Below are 19,209 nucleotides of genomic sequence, written 5' to 3'. Positions count from 1 at the left end.
GCGCCAGAATCACGGTGCATGTCGCCGCGAACAGGCCGCCTGGTACGACGTCGCTGTCTTGTCTCAGCGGGTGGCGACGCTGCGGCACTGCTTGAGGCCGTTGAAGCAGCGCTCCGCGGAGCTGCGGTGCTTGTAGAGCTGCCTGTCGAACACCGGCCGGGGTTCGCGACTGCCCCGTGGGCGGCGGTTGGCCTGCTGATCGGCGCGTTCGGGGATGCTGTGCCCGATGCCCCGTCGACGAAGGTCAGCCCGGATCGCCTTGGAGCTGTAGCCCTTGTCGCCGATGACGTGGTCCGGACGGACCCGGGGTCGGCCCGGCCCCGGCCGCCCGACACGGATCGCGGCCATGACGTGGGCGAAGCGGCTGCAGTCGTTGACGTTGCCGCCGGAAAGCACGAACGCCAAAGCATGCGGGCCCTTGCAGCCGTTACTCCGTCCCTGACCCTGAGCCCTCGGTTATCCGCCATGGGCGGCGTACCAAAGCCAGGCGGCGAGAGGCCGCCGGGTAGGGAAGGGCTTCTGCCAAGTCGGCCGCCCGTCGAAATGCGTCCGCCGCATCCCGCTCGCGGCCCAGCTCCGCCAAGGCGGCGGCATGCACCGTCCGCGCGTCCGTCTCCGCAAGCCGCTCCCCGGCCCGCTCCGCGCGCCCCACCTCTGCCGCGGCCACCTCGACGGCCTCCTGGACGCGCCCGCATGCCAACCACGCGCGGGCCATCAGGTGCGCCCACCTCGTCTGTGGGTCTGCGAGGAGCGCCAACGCGTCCTCCGGGCGCCCCTCCTGCAACGCCAACTCGGCCCGCACCGACCGCACCTCGTCCTGGGCCTGAAAGTCCCCCTGCGCGCGCGCCGCGCCCTCGGCCTCGTCCAGGAGCATGCCCGCACCCGGCATTCCCATCCGGATCCGCACCCGGGCGAGAGCTGCCAGAGCGTACGGCACGCACCAGCCGAGGCCCGGCCCCGTCTCCCGCGCCGCGGCCTCGGCCAGGTCCCGGGCCTCGGTTGTCTCCTCCATCATCAGGTGGATTTTGGCCAGGTTCGCCCGCTCGAAGACGGTCGCCGTCGGATCGCCGGACCGCTCGGCGAGGTCCAACGCCCGCCGTCCGGTTTCGATGGCCTCCCGTAACCGCCCGGCCCGAAGAGCGATCTCCCGCAGGACCGAGAGGACCAGGGCGAGTAGCTGCGGATCGCCGTACGCCTTCGCGTGCGGCAGGGCGCGTTGCGCGACCAGGCCCGTCTTCCGGAAACGCCCGGCCAAACCCAGGGACGTCGCGCGCATCGCCAACGCCCGGGCGAGCAGTCCCCGCCGTTCCGGGTCTGCCACGACCTGCGCTGCGGTTTCCGCCGCCCGCGCGGCCGCCGCTGACTCCTCGTACCGGCCGGCGACGAAACAGAGCACAGCCGTGGCCAGATGGTGGGCGCTCGCCGTCGCCGCCGGCGTGTCGGGAGCGGGCGGAGTGGCATCGAGCAGCCGGAGGCCCTCGTCGGTGCTCCGGGTCTTCGCCATGAGTTCGGCCAGCCGGGCGGCGGCGAGCACCCGTCCGTCCCGGTCGCCGTGGCGCTCCATCTCCGTCAGAGCCTCGCGGAGCAGCCGGGCCGCGTCCTCGAACCGGCCCATCCGGCGCAGCACGGCGCTGTGGTCCATGCGTGCGCGCGCCGATTCGGCGGCCAGCGCGTCGAGCCGGTCGGTGAGCTCCGCGTAGTAGCGGTCTGCGGTGTCGTTCGCGTGATGGGCCGCCGCGCGTTCCGCCGCCCGCCGCAGATACCCGGTGGCGCGCGGGTCGTCAGCGTGCGTCAACTGGACGGCGAGCGTGTCCACGGCATCCGGCCGGCGCCGGAGCACCGCCTCCGCGTACGCCGAGTGCAGGAGCCGCCGCCGGGCCGCCGACAGCATCTGGTAGCAGGTCATCCGGATCAGGGGATGGCGGAAGGCGAGCCCGGCCACCGGACGGCCCTCGACGGCCACCGGCCGCTCCTCCAGCACCGAGGCGGCGACGGCGGCCTCCACGGCCTCCGTCGCCTCGGCGGCCGACAGCTGCGGCTGCCCGCAGCGCCCGGCGACGTCCAGGACCTCGGCGAGTGCCGCGTCCTGACCCGCCACCGCGACCACGTCCACCACTCGGCGGGCTGTCGCGTCGAGTCGTCCGAGCCGCTGGGCGACCACCTGCCGGATTCCCTCGGGTGCTCCCGAGACGCCCACGACCCCGTCCCGCAGCGCACGCGCCAGTTCGAGGGCGAAGAGCGGATTACCGAGGGACAGTTCCCACACCCGTTCGGGTACGGCTGCGGCCGAGGAGCCGAGGGCGTCGGCCGCGAGCTCGAGACACGCCTCCCGGGGCAGGCGGGGTGGTGCGACAGCCCGGGCGAGCGACTGGCGGACCAGCACGTCCAAGGTGTGGCGGCGGGGATCGGAGTCCGGCAGCTCCTCGGGGCGCAGCGTGGCGAGAAAACGCCAACCCATGCCGTTCTCCCGGGCCCGCCGGGCGAGATAGCTGAGGAGCTGGAACGAGCCCGCGTCCGCGGCATGAAGGTCGTCCAGCACCACCATGACGGGCCGCTCCGCCGCCAGTTCCCCGAACAGCGCGGCCGCTGCCTGGAACAGCCGGTCCCGCTCCTCCTCGGGGCTTCGCCACGACCTCGGCTCCACCCTCCCCAACGGCAGGAGCCCGGCCAGTTCCGGATACTCCGCGCCCATGCTGGCCCGTTCCTCAAGGGAGCGGTCCGCCAGCCACCCCTCAACCGCCTCCGCGAACGGGCCGTACGGCCGGTGCCCTTCCGCGTCGTGGCCGGCGCCCCACAGCACGGCCGCCCCCTTTTCGGCAGCCCGGCGGGCCGCCTCGGCAACGAGGCGCGTCTTGCCGAGGCCGGCCTCGCCGGTGACGAGGAGGACCGGCATCTTCTCGACCTCCAGCAGCTCGGCCAGCACGTCATCCCGGCCGCGCAGCGGCAGGGCGGGTGGTAGCCGCACCGCCGCTGGCAGCGCCGGCTGTCCCGACCGGGCGGCCGAGGTCGGCGCGGCGAGGGCTTGGCGGTACAGCGCTTCCGTCTCGGCGCCCGGCCGCACCCCGATCTCCGCGTCCAGTGCCTCCCGGCACAGGTGGTACTGGTGCACCGCCCGGCGGCGAAGCCCCTGCCGGAGGAACGCCTCGATCAGGACGCGGTGGGCGTACTCCTCGGCGGGTGAGGCCGCCAGGACCTGCTCGGCTGCCTCCACCGCCTCCCCGCTGGCGCCGGCCGCAAGATGTGCGGCGGCCAGGGCGAGGAGGCTCTTTTCCCGCAACGCCGCCAGTCGTTCCCGGCGGGTGTGAGACCACGGCGCGTACCGGTCCTCGGGTAGAAGTTCGCCGGTGAACGCGTCGAGCGCTGCCGTCAGTTCCGCTCGGCCGCCGTGCGCCAGCGCCGCCTCCGCGAGCCGTTCGGCTTCGTCGGCGTCGATCCACACGGTGTGCGGAGCCAACCGCAGCAGCGCCCCCTCGCCGATCAAATAGGACGAGGTGGCCCGGGGCGCGAGTTCCGGTTCGACGGCCCGGCGGGCGGCGTGCAGCGCCACCCGCAGGCTGCGCAGCGCTGCCTGGGGATCGGCGTCCGGCCAGCAGATCTCCATCGCCTCCTCGCGATGGAGGCGATGGTCCGGGGCGACTGCGAGCAGCTTGAGCAGCGTCCGGGCGCTCGGCCGCGGCCACCGCTCCACGAGCGGTGGCCCGTCGTTCCGGTGGACCCGGAACCCGCCGAGGAGGTGCAGCCGCAGCACCTGGGTCTCCCTACGCTGATGAGGGCTCCCACCATAGCGGGAGCCCCCATCAGCGGTGTCAAGTCAGGAATTGGTCACAACGCCCGTCACCATGCCGTGAATCCGGTTGTCGACCCCCAGCTCGTACCGGCTGCCGGACAGTTCGGCCATCCGGTCCTGCCCGAGGTTTTCGTTGTGCAGGCCGATGATCTCGTCCACGCCGTCACCGGTGAGATCCGCGATCAGCACGTTCTGGGTGTTGTACCGCTGCAGCCGGGCCTCGTGATCCGGGTAGTGACCGCCCTTGAGTACGCCGGAGTCCCAGATGTAGAACGCGCCTTCCGTCCCACCGACGAGCAGCCGGCGCCCACCGGGACCGGTCGCGAAACCGGCTCGGTGAATGGTCGGCAGCGTGTAGATCAGGTAGTCGTTGCCGTCGGCGCCGAAGGTTTGCAGCGAGGCCGTTCCGGTGAGGATCAGGCCCTCGTCGCCGGTGAACCAGTTGCCGAGGGTGAGGGTTCCACCACCGATCGCGGTCTTCACCACCGCGCCCGTGCGGACGTCGCGGAACTCGAAGAACTCCCGCCACCAGCCGTTTTCATCGCGCACCATCCAGGTGGCCACGGCCGCATGCCCGTCCGCGTACGGGATCGCGCGCGAGGCGTACACGCCGTGGAAGAGCTGCGCACCGTAGATCTTCGGGTCGTCGCTACCCGTCCACACCGGGCTGCCGGTCCAGGCGACCGTACCGGTCCGGGCGTTCAGAGCCAGCTCCCCGACCGTGGCGGGCTCGCGCTGGTGGGCCGTCTGGTATGAGCCGATCACCCGGCCGTCGGCCATCGCCAGGTCCGAGAAGGCAACCGGCGCCGTGCCCGGGGGAGCGTAGGACCACAGTGGGCGGCCACTGCCCCGGTAGGCGCGGACGGCGTCGGTCGGAACAAGCACGTCGTCAGCGCCGTCGCCGTTTAGATCGGCCACGGTCACCGAGTGGACGAACTGCCCCGGCTGGTCGATGGTCGCGCTGACCCGACCGGTGGTGGCGTCGATGATCACCGCGGCGGTCTCGGCGGCCACCACCAGGTCGTCGCGGCGTCCGTCACCGTCCGTGTCACCCAGCACGATGTCGCCGTACACGGCGCCGGGCAGGGTGGCCTGCCACAGCACCCGCGGCTTGCCCGCGGCCAGCGACGGACCGTCGAACGCCCACAGGCCGCGCGACTGGCCGCCAACCACCACGTCCTTGCGGCCGTCTCCGTTCACATCGACCGCGACGCCGGTCGACAGGTCGGCAGGGAGCGGTACGAGCCCCGCCGACGTGCCGTTGTCCAGCCGGTAGAAGTGGATGTTCTGGTCGTTGTCGATGGTGCGCACCAGCCAGTCGTCGCCGGCCTGGTACGGCTCGGCGTAGATCGGGGAGGCGACCACGCCCTTCTGCGACCACCGCACGGAACCGTCCGTGCCGCTGAGCACGGTGATCGTGCCGTAGCGGCGGGTCCCCGAGTTGATGGCGTGTTCCTTGTCCGCGGTCGTCACGTACGAGGCGATGGCCTTGCCGTTCGCGATCCGCAGGCCGAGGACGCTGTCACCGTCCCGCACGTTCGACTCGTCCCGCTTCACCGTGTACGACCAGAGTTCCGTCCCGCCGTCACCGCGCAGGCCGCGCACCGTCGCCGCGTTGATGTCGAGGTCGTCGTCGAAGGTGGCTTCGGCGACCGCGTACTCGACGCCGCCGCCGCCCTTCAGCTCGCCGACCGCCAGTTCGGTACCGACCGCGTTGATCCGCTCATCGAGCACGGTCCGGACGCCGTCGGCCAGGTCGTAGCCGACCAGCTGGTACAGCACCCCGTCGGTGTAGTCGGACTGCTCGATGGCGACGAGCCGGTTCCGGGACGGGTCGACGACCGCCTCCCGCCCGTACATCGTGCCGGCGGTCTGCCAACGCGGCGCGCCGTTCGCCGTGTCGATCACGAGGGTCTGGCTCGCGGCCGGGTCGGTGTCGGTCTTCCGCACGTACCAGGAGAGGGCTGCCGCGGTGTCGGAGAGCGCGGTGACCGAGGCCCACCGGCCGTAGCGCTGGCCGGTGTCGTACGACCAGGTCGCCGCCGGGGTCAGTCGCCCATCCCCGAACGTGAAGCGGAAGCCGTACAGCTTCGTCGTCAACGTCCGGTCGGCGCCGAAGTTGTTGGACGGCTGATCGGCGACGAGCAGGGTCTTGCCGGCTACGGCGACCTGCTGGGCATCGGGGAAGATCTGCGACCACAGGGTCGCCCCGGTCTTCCCGTCGAGGACAGTGACGAAGCTACCCGTCGTCAGGGGCGAGCCCGGGGAGGTGAACGGGCGATACGGGCTGGCGCCCACCTTCGCGGTGAACGCGACGTCAGCCACCCCGTCGCCGGTCAGGTCGCCCTGCGCGAAGCCCCGGTCGGCCAGGTCCGCGTACGGACTGTTGACCTCGTAGCCGACGGCGATACGGGCCGGGTACGGCTCCTTCTGCCACGGCCGCAGCGGCGTGACCTGCCAGTCGGCGTAGAGGGAGTCGCTACCGCGCTTCCACACCGTTTGGCCGCTCGTCGTGAGACGGGTGATCAGGCCGAGACTGTGCACGGCGACGAAGTCGCCCTTGCCGCCGCCGAGGGGGGCGGTTTCGGCGTGCCCCCGGTACGTCTCGAACGCGGACGCCTCGGTGAGGGTGACCGGTGTCGCGTCCTGCACCTGCTCGGCCGGCGGTTCGGCGGTGTCGCTCGGCGCGGTCGCCTGCTGAGCAGAGGGGGCCGCCGTGAACCGACTTTCGAGTTCAGCGGCTTGGGCGTCGGTCAGAATCCGCGCCTGCGACCCGTCCTCGGCGTACGCCGGGTTGGTGATCACGGGGAGCGCGACGAGCGCGAGTCCGGGCGCGAGCAGGGCGGAGGCGAGGCGCACGGCGCCTCTGGATCGGTTCTTCATCATGCCGCCTTGAGGGTGATACGGAGGGCGCTGTGGTCGGTGAGGACCGGTTCGTTGAAGGAGTACTGCAGGGCGTCGACGCCGGCCTGGTTCTCGATGCCGACGGTCGCTGATCCGCCCTTCTCCAGCGCCGAGGCGCCGTCGATGGACTGGTACTGCAGGACGACCGCACCGGTCGCCTCTTCGAAGACCGCCTCGAAGGTCACGCGCCGGCTCGAATCGGCAGCGAAGGCCGCGTTCTCCCAGACGATCGCGAACTTCCGCTGTCCGGCCGTTCCGGTGACAGCGGTCTTCACGGCCGACCTCTTGTCGAGGACGAGGTCGTCCCAGTAGGCAGCGACGATGCCGTTCGGCTGCGACGCCGCCGGCAAGGCGCTGTTGAGGTAGTCGCCCAGCCGCGGGGCGAGGAAGTTCACCAGCCCGTTGGTCGTGACGCTCGCCTGGTTGTACGAGACGCCGTAGAAGGTCACCGGGAACGGCAGAGCGACGCTCTTGGCGTTCTCGTCACCGGAGAGGGCGACCTTGGTGGCGCCGCTGACCCAGGAGTACGCGGCGGGCAGGCAGCTGTTGCCGAAGGCGTCGCTGTGGGCGGGCAGTCGGATCGCCACGCTCTCATCGCCGTCCACGGTCAGGGCCTGCTGGTAGGTGCCGTCGCACATGACCGGCGCGGCGGGCGTCGCCACCAGGGTGAAGGATCCTTCGGCGACGGCCGGGAAACGGAAGGCGCCGGCGGCGTCCGACACGACCGGGGCGAGCGGCGCCTCGACGATCCGTACGCTGGCACCGGGGAGCGGCTTGCCCGTCACGTCGTACACCGTGCCGGTCACGGCGTGCCGGGGAACGGCGTCCAGCGCGATGTCGTGGGTGAGGGCCTGGCCGTCGGTGACGGTGAGGTTCTCCGTGACCGCGCGGTAGCCGTAGCTGGCGCTGGTGAGGGTGTACGCGCCGGCCGCCAGGACCAGCCGGTAGGCGCCCGAGGTATTCGTGGTCACGGTGCGCTGGCCGCCCTGGCCCATAGCGGTGATGGTGATTCCGGCCAGGCCGGCGCCGGTGACCCGGTCGGTGGCGGTGCCGGTGATGGTGGCCGCGGTGTGCGGGGCCCGGTCGACGGCGGCGAAGACGTCGAGCTTGCCCTCGCCCCAGACGTTGTTGGCGTCGGCGGTGCCGCCGCAGTGGGTGTCGTCGACGTCCCGCGCGGAGGCGTTCAGAGCTGCCCGGGTGGCGTCGATGTCGCCGACGAGGGAGGGGGCCGCGGACCAGAGCAGGGCGACGGCACCGGCGACATGCGGGGTCGCCATGGACGTACCGGAGATCGCCCGGTACCCGCCGCCCGGCCAGGCGGAGCGGACGTTGACGCCGGGCGCGGCGATGTTCGGCTTCATGGAACCGTCGACGAGGGAGGGGCCGAAGCCGGAGAAGTACGCGATGGCTCCGGTCGCGTCGTACGCGCCGACCCCGTACGTCGGGGCCTGGGCACCCGGCGCCTCGCTGGTCGAACAGGTAAATCCGTTGCCGGCGTTGCCGGCGGCGAACGCCTCGAAGATGCCGGCCGCGTTCCAGGCCTCGATCATGTCCTGGTAGAAGGTGGTGTTCCCGCCGCCCCAGGAGTTGTTGACGACGTCCGGGGCGAGATCGGGCCGCGGGTTCTGCCCGTTGTGATCGGTCGGCGCGAGGATCCACTGGCCGGCCTTCAGCAGCGAGGTGTCCGTGCAGTAGTTGGCCTCGCAGCCCTTGGCGGCGACCCACTTCGCGCCCGGAGCGACGCCGATGCCGCCCGCGCCGACCATGGTGCCCATGGTGTGGGTGCCGTGGCCGTTGTTGTCGCAGGGCGTGCCGCTGTCGGGACACTCGCCGCTCGCGTCGTACCAGTTGTAGTCGTGGTTGTAGGTTCCGTCGCCGAGGTTGCCCCGATAGTTGTCCGCCAGGGCCGGGTGGTTGAACTCCACGCCCGAGTCGATGCTGGCGACGACGACGCCCTCGCCGTGGTCGGCGTACTGGGACCAGACCTGGTCGGCGCCGATGTCCTTGACGCCCCACTCCGGGTCGGTGACCTCGGTCGTGGTGACGGCGCCCATCGCGACGGTGGCGATGGCGTAGCGCTGCTCCCGCCGCAGGGCGGCGACATCGGGCCGGGCGGCGAGCCGCTCGACCAGGTCCCGGCCGCCGGTGACCTTCACGGCGTTCGCGATCCAGTACGACTCGTAGCCGATCTTCGCCTGGTCCAGGTAGCGGGCCAGCGAGCTCTGGTCCCGGGTGGCCTCGGCGCGCAGCGCCTGGTACGCGGCGATCTTCCGGGCCTTGCCCCGCTGACGGGTGGCACCGGACAGGTCGGGACGGCTGTCCAGGACGACGAAGAAGGTCGCCTCCTGACCGGCGGCAACGGCGGCGGCGAGACCCGGGTCGACGGCCGCATGGTGCCGGGGTGCGGCGGTCGCGGCCGGCGCGGCGAGTACGCCGACGACGGTGACGGCAACCGCCGCCCAGGCGGTGGCCGCGCGCCGCAGGGGTGAACGGGGCAAGTGCATTTATACGGCTCCTCGATCGCCGATACAGGGGCAGGCCGGTAACTCGGCTTCACGGGAGGCCGCCGGGTGGGGCGATCGGGAAAGCACGGAGCTGGCCTGGTCGGGCAGGCTACGGCTGGACCGTTACTGGCGAATTACTGACGCGCGGCACCCACCACCGCCATACCGGCCGACGCGCTCGTCGCCGTATCGCTCACGGGCGTGCCGAATGCACGAGTTCCACCGCGCAACCGAGATGGTCGCAGTCGACCGGCGGGCAGCGATCGGCGCGAGGGGCGTGTGCCGAGTCCTCGTCGTTCGTCTGGTGAGCCGGTGCTCCTCATCAACGCCTGGCAGGGCTTCTGGATCGCGTACTTCGGCATCCCGGCCTTCATCGTCGGCGCAGATGCTTCGTCGCCGTGGTCCTGGCGCCGGAGCCGCTCGATCGCGTCCAGGATGGAGGACCGGACGAGGGAGCGGAGGCTGCCCGGCTACGCCTTCATCGCCTGGAACGGTCGGTTCACCAGCCCGGCGCAGCTCGGCCCGCTCCTGATCGTCATCGTGGTCAGCCTGGTGTGGGCCGTGACCCGCGCGTCCCCGGCCTCGACACCGGCCAGCTCAAGACGGCGCTAGGGTCCGAGCGTGCTGGCAAGGCACGCAAGACGCTCGTCCGACGGCTGGAGGCGGAGCTCGACCGGCGCTGACCAGCGGCCCGGAGCGGTCAGCCCCCGCTGGGCACATCCGAGTGCGGGCGCGCGCAGTCGCCTGCGGTCCGCGGACCTCTTGCGGACCGGATACGGCCTCCCCTGCCGATGGCTTAACGGAGCCCGAGAATGTGATTCGGTCGTCGCCGGGTCAGGTGCCGGAGGCTCGGACCGTTCGGAGCAGGAAGCCGGGCAGAGAGAGCTCCCGGCCGCCCACCTCCGCGGCCACGTCGATCTCCTCGACCTGGGTGTCGACCCACTTCGGCTCGGCGAAGCCCGCCCGCAGAAACTTCTGGGTCACGCCCCAGCCCTGGCCCGCCCCGAGAGACACCGCCAGTACGAAGACGGTCGCGCCCGGCGCCGCGAGGCCCGGCAGCAGCGCAAGGTAGTCGTCCGCCTCGCCACCGCCGCGCCGATGCAGGCTGTGTAGCAGACCGGAGTCGAACACCGAGTCGAACGGCGCCGACGGCAGCGAGAGTTGCGTGGCGTCCTGGACCTCGAAGTGCACCGCCAGGCCCTCGCTGGCGGCTTTGGCCCGGGCCATGTCGACCGCTACCCGTGAGATGTCGATCGCCGTTACGTTGTAGCCGCGGCGGGCGAGGGCGATCGCGAGATGACCTGTGCCGCAGCCGACGTCGAGCACCTTCGGGCCCTTCACCCCGTCGTCGAGTACCTCCGCGAGTGCCGGCTGCGGGCTGCCGATGTCCCAGGGCGGCCCGCCCGAGTCGGCAGTCTCGCGGTAGAGCTCGTCGTAGTCGATGTCATAGGGCTCGTCGCCGTCGACCTCGGCGTTGCGTGCGGTCACCGCAAACCCCCTGGACAACCAGCTCGCCGGCATGGCACGAGCTCGACCAGCACAGTCATGCTCTCGGAATAACGCGGGTAGGAGGCGATCCTAGTCGCCGGATGGTGAAGCAGCCTGCCCCTCCTGGCCTGCGCTGTCGGACGCATCGCCGCGCCGCCGGTCAGCCTCGATCTGGCGCTGCGGGCGGCCGCCGAACATTTACCAGTCAGGCATCGCGGGGCCGGCCCAGGTCAGCCGGCGGATCGACGAGGACGCCCGGGTTGAGGATCCACGACGGGTCGAGCGCGCTCTTGGCGGCGCGCAATGCGAGCGCGACGGGGTCGGGACGCTGCCGGTCGTACCACGGTCGGTGGTCGCGGCCGACGGCGTGGTGGTGGGTGATGGTGCCGCCGGCGGCGAGCAGCGCGTCGGAGACGGCATGCTTGATCTGGTCCCACTGGCCGACGGTGGCGCCCCAGCGGCCGGTGGCGTACACGCCGAAGTAGGGGGCGGGGCCGTCCGGGTAGACATGGGTGAAGCGGCAGGTGACCACGCCGGTCGCGGCGACGGCGCGGAGCGCGTCGCCGGCCGCGTCGAGCACGGCGGCGCGCAAGGCGGGGAATCGGTCCCAGGTGCAGGCGGTCTCGAACGTTTCCACGATCATCGACCGGGCGGCGAGCGCGTCGCGCTGGTACGGCATCCGCAGGAACGCTGACCGCCAGGCGTCGGCGGCGGCGGTGCGCTGCCGTGGGCCGGACGAGTCGTCGCTGCGGGGCGGCTCCGGCAGGGTTCCCCCGTGGTCGCGGCACAGCTCGACGGCGCGGTCCAGCCACGGTGTGACCGGATGGTCGGCGGACTCGAATCCCAGGACGAGCACGCCGCCGGTGGTGGCGACGCCGGCGTTGAGGAGCGCCTCCGCCGGGTCGAGCAGCCGGCAGTTGCTCGGGTGCAGCGCGGACTGGGCGATGGCCCGGGTGGCCGCGACCGCTTCGCCGTAGTCGGTGAAGTGCACCGAGGCGTCCGCCCGCCAGCGCGGCCGGTCCTGCAGCCGCATCCACGCCTCGGTGATGACGCCGAGCACGCCCTCCGAGCCGAGGAACAGTCGGTCCGGTGACGGCCCGGCGCCGGAGCCGGGCAGCCGGCGCGACTGGCTGGTGCCCGCCGGGGTGATCACCCGCAACGACTCCACCAGGTCGTCGATGTGGGTGAGGACGGTGGCGTAGTGACCGCCGGCGCGGGTGGCCAACCAGCCGCCCAGGGTGGAGAACTCGAACGACTGCGGGAAGTGCCGCAGCGTGAGGTCGTGCCGCCGGAGCTGGTCCTCCAGCGCCGGGCCGAACACGCCGGCCTGGATGCGGGCCGCCCGGCTGGTCGGGTCCACCTCCAGCACACGGTCGAGGCGTCCGAGGTCGAGACTGACCGCCGCGGGATACCCGTCGTCCAGCCGCGGCTCCACTCCGCCGACCACTGACGAGCCGCCGCCGTAGGGGATCACCGCGATGTCCCGGCCCGCGCACCAGTCCAGCACGTCGACAACGTCCTGCTCCGTCGCCGGCCGGACCACCAGGTCCGGCGGGTCGTGGACCTCCCCGTGCAAGTTGCGGACGACGTCCCGGAACGCCTTGCCGTGGGTGTGCGCCGCCCGGTCAGCCGGGTGCGTCGAGCACAGCCGGGCGAGTGACGTCGGCGGATCGACCCGCGGCGGGCGCAGGCCGAGTTCGGCCACCGGCGGCGCGACATGCTCGGTCAGGTCGACGTCGGGCAGCAGGGTACGCACCCGGTCGGCCAAGGCCGCCGCCTCCGCGCCGGTCACTGCGTCCTCGACGTACCCCCAGCCCCACCACGAACGGTGTTTTCCGGCCACGCAGCCTCCCCGCCGTCCACCATCGCCAGATCGACTCGCCGGTAACGTACTCGACGGCCGGCACCCCGTCGATGCCGTCGTGGTAGGCGTGGACTGCCTGCGCCGCGAACCGGTATGTGCTGGCCCTCCCGACGGTCACCGCCTACCGGTTGCGGTACCGCTGGCTCGCTTCTGCGGATCTCGTCGCCGGGACCGAAGGCGGCCGTATTGGTTCACCCGGTTAGGTGAATGCTGTCGTCCACCTACCGACGATGCGCACTTACGGCTTGCCGGCGGGATTGGCTAGACCACAGTAACCGCATGCCGGAGCAAGTTTCTGCGTGCCTTTGTGAGGAGGTGAGCACCGTGCAGACCCAATGCCCCACCGCCGTGTTCGACGGCGCCGAGGCAATCGCGGATGCGATCCTGTACGAGGGATACCTGCTCTACCCGTATCGGCGTTCATCGGTCAAAAACCGGGTCCGCTGGCAATTCGGTGTCCTCGTGCCCCCCGCGTGGGGGGAGGCTCACGGCCTGGTCGACAGCAGCGTTGCGGGCTCGGCCGAGTCATCGTGGCAGCAGACCGAATGCCTGATGGAAGCGCAGGACACGGCGATCGTCCGGATCCGGTTACGGTTCCTGCACCTACAACGCAAGGTGACCGAGCTACGCACGACCGACGGCGGGTACCGACCGGTCGACCGAATCGAGGTCGGTGGCCGCACGGAGCTCAGCTTCGACGAGGCGGTACCGCGGGAGTTCGACATCGAGGCGTCGGTCGGCGACCTGCGGCGTGGCCGACGCCTCGACGTCCACGTGCCCGGCGGAGAGGACGTCGAGCCGTTGGCCGACGACCGGGGCGAGCCGCTCGGGCGGCTGGTACGCCGGCGGTGGCCGTTGTCCGCCTCGGTCGCCGTCTCCGCCGTCCCGTCTCCGGCGCCCTTCCGGTTGCTGCGGCTCGCGGTGCACATCGAGAACACGGATCGGACGACGCCGGCGGACAGCCCTCGGGATGAGGCATTGCGCTGCTGCCTGCTCGCGGCGCACACGCTGGCCACCGTCAGTCGGGGGCGTTTCCTGTCCCTGCTCGACCCGCCCGAATGGGCGGCGCAGGCGACCCGGGAGTGCCGCAACGTGCACACGTTCCCGGTGCTCGCCGGCGCGCCCGGCACCGCCGACGTCGTGCTCTCCGCACCGATCATCCTCTACGACCATCCCCGGATCGCGCCGGAGAGTCCCGGCGACCTGCACGACGCGACCGAGATCGACGAGATCCTCTCGCTGCGAGCCCTCACGCTCTCCGATGCGGAGAAACGGGAGGCCCGAGCCACCGATCCCCGCGCCGCTGCCATCCTCGACCGCGTCGATGCGATGCCGCCCGAGGTGCTCGAACGGTTGCACGGCGCCATTCGGTCCCTGGAACCCGTCTACCGGCCGGGCGATTGCGACACCGGGTTGAAACCGGACCGCTCGGGGTTCGGCACGGATGTGGGGATCACGCCGGAGACGGAGACCGTCCTCGTCGCGGGAACCCTGCTGTCACGGGGTAGCCGGGTCCGGTTACGCCCGCGCCGGCGCGGCACCGACGCACACGACATGTTTCTGGAGGGCCGTACCGGCCGGGTGGAGCAGGTGCTGCTCGACATCGACGGGACGCGGTTCCTGGCCGTGACCGTGGATGACGACCCGGGCGCCGAACTGCACCAGTGGTACGGGCGCCTGCGTCACTTCCGGCCGGAAGAGGTGGAGCCCCTGCCCGGCGAGGTGGAAGCCCGATGAACAGCGCCGGCAACGGTCGGGTCCTGGTCGCCGGCATCGGCAACATCTTCCTCGGCGATGACGCCTTCGGCGTGGAGGTCGTCCAGCGCCTGCGGGACGCCGTCCTGCCAGCGCGGGTGGATGTGTCCGATTACGGGATCCGCGGGATGCATCTGGCCTACGATCTGCTGGACGAGCAGCACGACGTGCTGGTCATGGTGGACGCGTTGCCGCTGGACGAGCCCCCCGGGACGTTGGCCGTCCTCGAGGTGGATCTCGACGATCCCGGCTGGGCACTGCGGCCGACGGACGTACTGGACGCTCCGGCCGCCGACGGGCACGGCATGGATCCAGAGTCCGTGCTGCGCCTGCTGCGCGGTCTGGGCGGCAGCGTCGACCGCATCCTCGTGGTGGGTTGCCAACCCGCCGTCCTCGACGAGCGCATGGGTCTGTCGGCTCCGCTCGCCGCCGCGGTCGACCAGGCCGTCCGGGTGGTGGTCGACATCGTCCACGAGGAAGTGGCACGGCTCGACACCGCACCGAAGCGGCAGGAGAGGTCACCGCGAACGGCAGATGAGAGGGGGGTGACCGCCGATGCATGAGACAGGTCTGTCCGAGGCGATCGTGGCGGCGGCGGTACGCAGGGCCGCCGGGCGCCAGGTCACCGGCCTGCGGGTGCGGATCGGCGGTCACGCGGTTGACCGTGATGTCGTCACGCAGGGCATCCAGGTGGCCGCGGTTGGCACGGTGGCCGCGGACGCCGTCCTTGATCTGGTGCTCGAACCGATGACGGTGCGGTGTAACGACTGTGGTCGTAGCGCGCGGGTCGACGACCACCTCGCAATGGTGGCCTGCCCGCGCTGCGGGGGCGTCGACATCGAGGTCACCGGCAGCGAGGACGTCGTGCTGGAGTCCATCACGGTGGACAGCGTCGAGCCGCGAGCTCTCTGATGAACGCCACCGAGCTGCTGCGGCACGACCACCGGGTAGTGGAACAACTGTTCCGGGACTACCGGGCAGCGGAATCGAATGCGCAGCGCCGCGGCGTCGTGGAAATCCTCGTCCGCGAGCTGTCGAAGCACGCCGCGCTCGAGGAGGTTCTCTTCTACCCGTTCGCCGCAAAGGTGTTGGCGGACGGGCAGGTCGACAGACACCTCGCCGGGCATCAGCCCGTCAAGGAGTTGCTCCTTGAACTGGACCGCTGCCGGGCCGGCGATCGCGCGCAGGACGAGGTGATGGAGCGGCTGGCTTCCGCCGTCGCTCGGCATGTGCAGGAGGACGAGAACGAGCTCATGCCGCTGTTGTGCGCCCGGGCCGACGAGCAGGCCCTCCGCGAGCTGGGCCAGGAAATCGACCAGGGCAAGCAGCGGGCCCCGACGCGCCCGCACCCGCACGCGCCGGACAAGCCCCCGGCGCTGGCCCTCGCGGCGCCGTTGGCGGCCATCTACGACCGGCTGCGGGATCGGTTGCAAGGGAGGCCACGCACATGACGCAGAACATGCGCGACACCGACGCGGTGATCCCGCAGGAGAACGGGTTCGACGAGATCACCATCCTCTGGATCTCCGAGGGTATGAGTTGTGACGGCGATTCCGTTTCCATGACGGCCTCTGGTCAACCGGCGATCGAGGACATCGTTCTCGGGCTCATTCCCGGTCTGCCGAAGGTCAACCTGCACAACAAGGTGTTGTCGCCGGCGGCCGGCGGCGAGGAGTTCCTGGCGCCGTACCGCCGGGCGGCCCGTGGGGAGATGACCGAGCCGTTCATCCTGGTCATCGAGGGTTCGATCCCGAACGAGAACATCAACGGCGAGGGGTACTGGACGTCGTTCGGCAATGACGAGAAGACCGGTGAGCCGCTGACCCTGAACTGGTGGATCGACCGCTTGGCGCCCAAGGCTTGGGCGGTCGTCGCGGCCGGCACGTGCGCTACGTACGGCGGCATCCACGCCATGGCAGGCAACCCGACCGGATGCATGGGCCTGGCCGACTATCTCGGGTGGGACTTCCGGTCCCAGGGTGGCCTGCCGATTGTGAACGTACCGGGCTGCCCGATCCAGCCGGAGAACTTCATGGAGACCCTGACCTGGGTGCTCTATCACGCCGCCGGCTCGGCGCCACCCCCGCCGCTGGACCACATGCTGCGGCCGCAGTGGCTGTTCGGCAAGACCGTGCACGAGGGCTGCGACCGGGCCGCCTATTACGAGCAGGCCGACTTCGCCAAGGACTACAACTCGCCCAAGTGCCAGGTGAAGATCGGCTGCTGGGGGCCGGTCATCAACTGCAACGTCCCGAAGCGCGGCTGGATGGGCGGCGTGGGTGGCTGCCCCAACGTCGGTGGCATCTGCATCGGCTGCACCATGCCGGGGTTCCCCGACAAGTTCATGCCGTTCATGGACATGCCTCCCGGCGGCAGCCTGTCCACGTTGCTCATCAAGCCGTACGGCGCGATGATCCGCCGCTTGCGCGGCATCACCAACGCCACCGCCAACCGGGAACCGAAGTGGCACCACAACGGTCCGGAGCTCACCAGCGGCTACAACCCCCGGTGGCGCCCGTACGGTCCGGCGGATCCCCGGCGCCAGGCCGCAATCGAGAGGAATCGACCGTGACAGCGACGAAGCCGAAGCCGGCCGCCGGCCAGAAACCCGGCGAACTGGTGGAGATGGCGTGGGATCCGATCACCCGGATCATCGGCAACCTCGGCGTCTACACGAAGATCGACTTCGCGAACCGCGTGGTCGCCGAATGCCACACCACGTCGTCGCTGTTCCGCGGCTACTCGGTGTTCATGAAGGGGAAGGACCCGCGCGACGCCGGCTTCATCACCAGCCGGATCTGCGGCATCTGCGGCGACAACCACACGACCTGCTCCGTCTACGCGCAGAACATGGCGTACGGCATCAAGACCCCACCGCTCGCGGAGTGGATCATCAACCTCGGCGAGGCCGCCGAGTACATGTTCGACCACACCCTCTTCCAGGACAATCTCGTCTTCGTCGACTTCTGCGAGGCGATGGTCAAGCAGACCAACCCCAGCGTCCTCGCCCGCGCGGAAGCCACCGCGGCACCCGGCCGGGACATCCACGGCTACCGGACGATCGCCGACATCATGCGGGCCTACAACCCGTTCGAGGGCGAGGTCTACAGGGAGGCGCTGAAGGTCAGCCGGACGACCCGGGAGATGTTCTGCCTGATGGAGGGCCGGCACGTCCACCCGTCCACGGTCTATCCAGGCGGTGTCGGCACCATGCCCCAGCCGACGCTGTTCACCGACTACCTGAGCCGGTTGATCAGCATCCTCGACTTCGTCAAGAAGGCCGTCGCCATGAACGACGACGTCTTCGACTTCTGGTACGAGGCCCTGCCCGGCTATGAGGAGGTGGGCCGCCGCCGGGTCCTGCTCGGCTGCTGGGGCGCGTTCCAGAACCCCGACGTCGTCGACTACCGGTACGAGACCATGTCGAACTGGGGGCGGGCGATGCACGTCACGCCCGGCATCGTCGTTGACGGCAAGCTGCTCACCACCGATCTCGTGGACATCAACCTCGGCATCCGGATCCTGCTCGGCAGCTCGTACTACAAGGACTGGGTGGGTGAGGAGGAGCCGTTCGTCAAGTACGACCCGCTCGGCAACCCGGTCGACATCCGCCATCCCTGGAACCAGACCACGCTGCCGGATCCGCAGAAGCGCGACTTCGACGACAAGTACAGCTGGGTGATGAGCCCCCGCTGGTTCGACAAGAACAGCGGAGAGCATCTGGCGCTGGACACCGGCGGCGGTCCCTTCGCCCGGCTGTACACGACTGCCCTGGCGAAGATGGTCGACACCCCGTACGTCAAGTCGACCGGTAAGAGCGTGCTGATCTCGCTGCCGAAGAGCCAGCGGCTGCCCGAGATGACGTTGGAGTGGACGATCCCGCGCTGGTCGAACGCGCTGGAGCGGGACCGCTCCCGGGCCTACTTCATCGCGTACGCCGCGGCGATGTCGCTGTACTTCCTGGAGCAGGCGATGGAGCGGATGCGCGGCGGCGACATGCGGGTCTTCGCCGAGTTCGACGTGCCGGACGAGGCCATCGGCTGCGGCTTCCACGAGGCCGTCCGGGGCACCCTGTCGCACCACCTCGTGATCAGGGACCGCAAGATCGCCAACTATCACCCGTACCCGCCGACGCCGTGGAACGGCAGTCCACGCGACAGCTACGGCACACCCGGTCCGTACGAGGACGCGATCCAGAACATGCCCATTTTCGAGGAGAACGGCCCGGACAACTTCAAGGGCGTCGACATCATGCGGGCGGTACGCAGTTTCGACCCCTGCCTGCCGTGCGGGGTGCACATGTACGTCGGCGGCGGCCGTACCCTCAAGAAGATCCACTCGCCGATGTTCGGCGCGTCCCATGGATGAGCAGCCGGACGTCCAGCGGCTCGACGACGCGGCCGTCGAGCCGCGGCTGGCCCGCCTGGACGCCGTGCTCGGCCAGCTCGAGCAGACCCCCGGCCGCACCGCGGACCTGGCGCTGGAAGCCGTCGAGATCCTGACCGAGGTGTACGGCGAGGCGCTGGCCCGGGTCACCGAGCTCGCCGCCGACAGCCCCCGCGCGCTCGACCGGCTCACCGGCGACGAGCTGCTGCGGCACCTGCTGCTGTTGCACCGCATCCACCCGGATCCGCTGGACCGGCGCGTGGCCCGCGCGGTGGACGATCTCCGGCCGCAGCTGCGCACGCAGGGCGCCGAGATCGCGCTGGTCGGTGTCCAGGACGAGGTGGCGAGGATCAGCCTGTCGGCGAGCTCGTGCGGCGGTGGCGGAGCCGCGCTGCGTGACCTGGTGCGGGAACACGTGATGACGTTCGCCCCGGAGCTGTCCGCGGTCGACGTGGTGGCGCCCGCGGCGGCTCCGGCGCTGATCCCGGTCGCCACCCTGTGGCAGCGGCCGGACCGGACCG

Annotated in this window: 14 protein-coding genes; 8 read left to right on the top strand and 6 right to left on the bottom strand. The window is 70.9% G+C overall.

All coding sequences use genetic code 11. The features are described from left to right. Window positions 1-63 precede the first annotated feature (63 nt). The 4 genes from DKL51_RS10870 to DKL51_RS10855 all read right to left on the bottom strand — a co-directional run bounded on the left by DKL51_RS10870 (window position 64) and on the right by DKL51_RS10855 (window position 9,195). Window positions 64-396, bottom strand: a complete 333-nt coding sequence (locus tag DKL51_RS10870; protein ID WP_243420609.1) for a transposase — start codon at window positions 394-396, stop codon at window positions 64-66. A 31-nt stretch (window positions 397-427) separates the two neighbouring features. After that, window positions 428-3,748, bottom strand: a complete 3,321-nt coding sequence (locus tag DKL51_RS10865; protein ID WP_109945262.1) for an ATP-binding protein — start codon at window positions 3,746-3,748, stop codon at window positions 428-430. A 63-nt stretch (window positions 3,749-3,811) separates the two neighbouring features. Beyond that, on the bottom strand, window positions 3,812-6,670 hold the full coding sequence (locus DKL51_RS10860; RefSeq protein WP_123809637.1) for a VCBS repeat-containing protein: 2,859 nt from the start codon (window positions 6,668-6,670) through the stop codon (window positions 3,812-3,814). After that, the gene (locus DKL51_RS10855) at window positions 6,670-9,195 is read right to left on the bottom strand and encodes a S8 family serine peptidase (RefSeq protein ID WP_124812013.1); all 2,526 of its coding nucleotides are present in this window, start codon (window positions 9,193-9,195) and stop codon (window positions 6,670-6,672) included. Before DKL51_RS10855 ends, DKL51_RS10860 begins: the two co-directional genes overlap by 1 nt. Window positions 9,196-9,507: 312 nt before the next feature. Between DKL51_RS10855 and DKL51_RS10850 the strand changes: the two genes are divergently transcribed. After that, window positions 9,508-9,807 carry a hypothetical protein gene (locus DKL51_RS10850; protein ID WP_109945265.1) on the top strand — a complete coding sequence of 100 codons (300 nt, stop codon included), beginning with the start codon at window positions 9,508-9,510 and terminating at the stop codon, window positions 9,805-9,807. 222 nt (window positions 9,808-10,029) lie between these two features. Here DKL51_RS10850 and DKL51_RS10845 read toward each other — a convergent pair whose 3' ends face one another. Continuing rightward, window positions 10,030-10,683, bottom strand: coding sequence for a class I SAM-dependent methyltransferase (locus DKL51_RS10845; protein ID WP_243420607.1), 654 nt, complete (start codon window positions 10,681-10,683; stop codon window positions 10,030-10,032). 205 nt (window positions 10,684-10,888) lie between these two features. Then, complete coding sequence (locus DKL51_RS10840; protein WP_109945267.1) at window positions 10,889-12,526, bottom strand: FAD-binding oxidoreductase; 1,638 nt, start codon at window positions 12,524-12,526, stop codon at window positions 10,889-10,891. A gap of 228 nt (window positions 12,527-12,754) precedes the next feature. On the opposite strand from DKL51_RS10840, the gene DKL51_RS10835 reads away from it, so the two are divergent. The 7 genes from DKL51_RS10835 to DKL51_RS10805 all read left to right on the top strand — a co-directional run. Then, on the top strand, window positions 12,755-14,284 hold the full coding sequence (locus tag DKL51_RS10835; RefSeq protein ID WP_207783885.1) for a hypothetical protein: 1,530 nt from the start codon (window positions 12,755-12,757) through the stop codon (window positions 14,282-14,284). Continuing rightward, the gene (locus DKL51_RS10830) at window positions 14,281-14,865 is read left to right on the top strand and encodes a hydrogenase maturation protease (protein ID WP_109945268.1); all 585 of its coding nucleotides are present in this window, start codon (window positions 14,281-14,283) and stop codon (window positions 14,863-14,865) included. The genes DKL51_RS10835 and DKL51_RS10830 overlap by 4 nt, the downstream gene beginning before the upstream one ends. Beyond that, window positions 14,858-15,214, top strand: a complete 357-nt coding sequence (locus DKL51_RS10825) for a hydrogenase maturation nickel metallochaperone HypA (protein ID WP_109945269.1) — start codon at window positions 14,858-14,860, stop codon at window positions 15,212-15,214. The genes DKL51_RS10830 and DKL51_RS10825 overlap by 8 nt, the downstream gene beginning before the upstream one ends. After that, window positions 15,214-15,753 carry a hemerythrin domain-containing protein gene (locus DKL51_RS10820; protein WP_109945270.1) on the top strand — a complete coding sequence of 180 codons (540 nt, stop codon included), beginning with the start codon at window positions 15,214-15,216 and terminating at the stop codon, window positions 15,751-15,753. The genes DKL51_RS10825 and DKL51_RS10820 overlap by 1 nt, the downstream gene beginning before the upstream one ends. Beyond that, a complete protein-coding gene (locus DKL51_RS10815) occupies window positions 15,750-16,874 on the top strand; it encodes an NADH-quinone oxidoreductase subunit B family protein (RefSeq protein ID WP_109945271.1) in 1,125 nt (374 codons plus the stop codon). The genes DKL51_RS10820 and DKL51_RS10815 overlap by 4 nt, the downstream gene beginning before the upstream one ends. Continuing rightward, window positions 16,871-18,670, top strand: a complete 1,800-nt coding sequence (locus DKL51_RS10810; protein WP_124812012.1) for a nickel-dependent hydrogenase large subunit — start codon at window positions 16,871-16,873, stop codon at window positions 18,668-18,670. Before DKL51_RS10815 ends, DKL51_RS10810 begins: the two co-directional genes overlap by 4 nt. Further along, the coding region (locus DKL51_RS10805) for a NifU-related iron-sulfur-binding protein (protein WP_148097764.1) at window positions 18,663-19,209 on the top strand (547 nt) is incomplete at its 3' end. The genes DKL51_RS10810 and DKL51_RS10805, both read left to right, overlap by 8 nt.

Source organism: Micromonospora globispora (assembly GCF_003857015.1).
Classification (GTDB): Bacteria; Actinomycetota; Actinomycetes; order Mycobacteriales; family Micromonosporaceae; genus Micromonospora; species Micromonospora globispora.
This window is presented reverse-complemented; position numbering and strand designations above follow the sequence as displayed.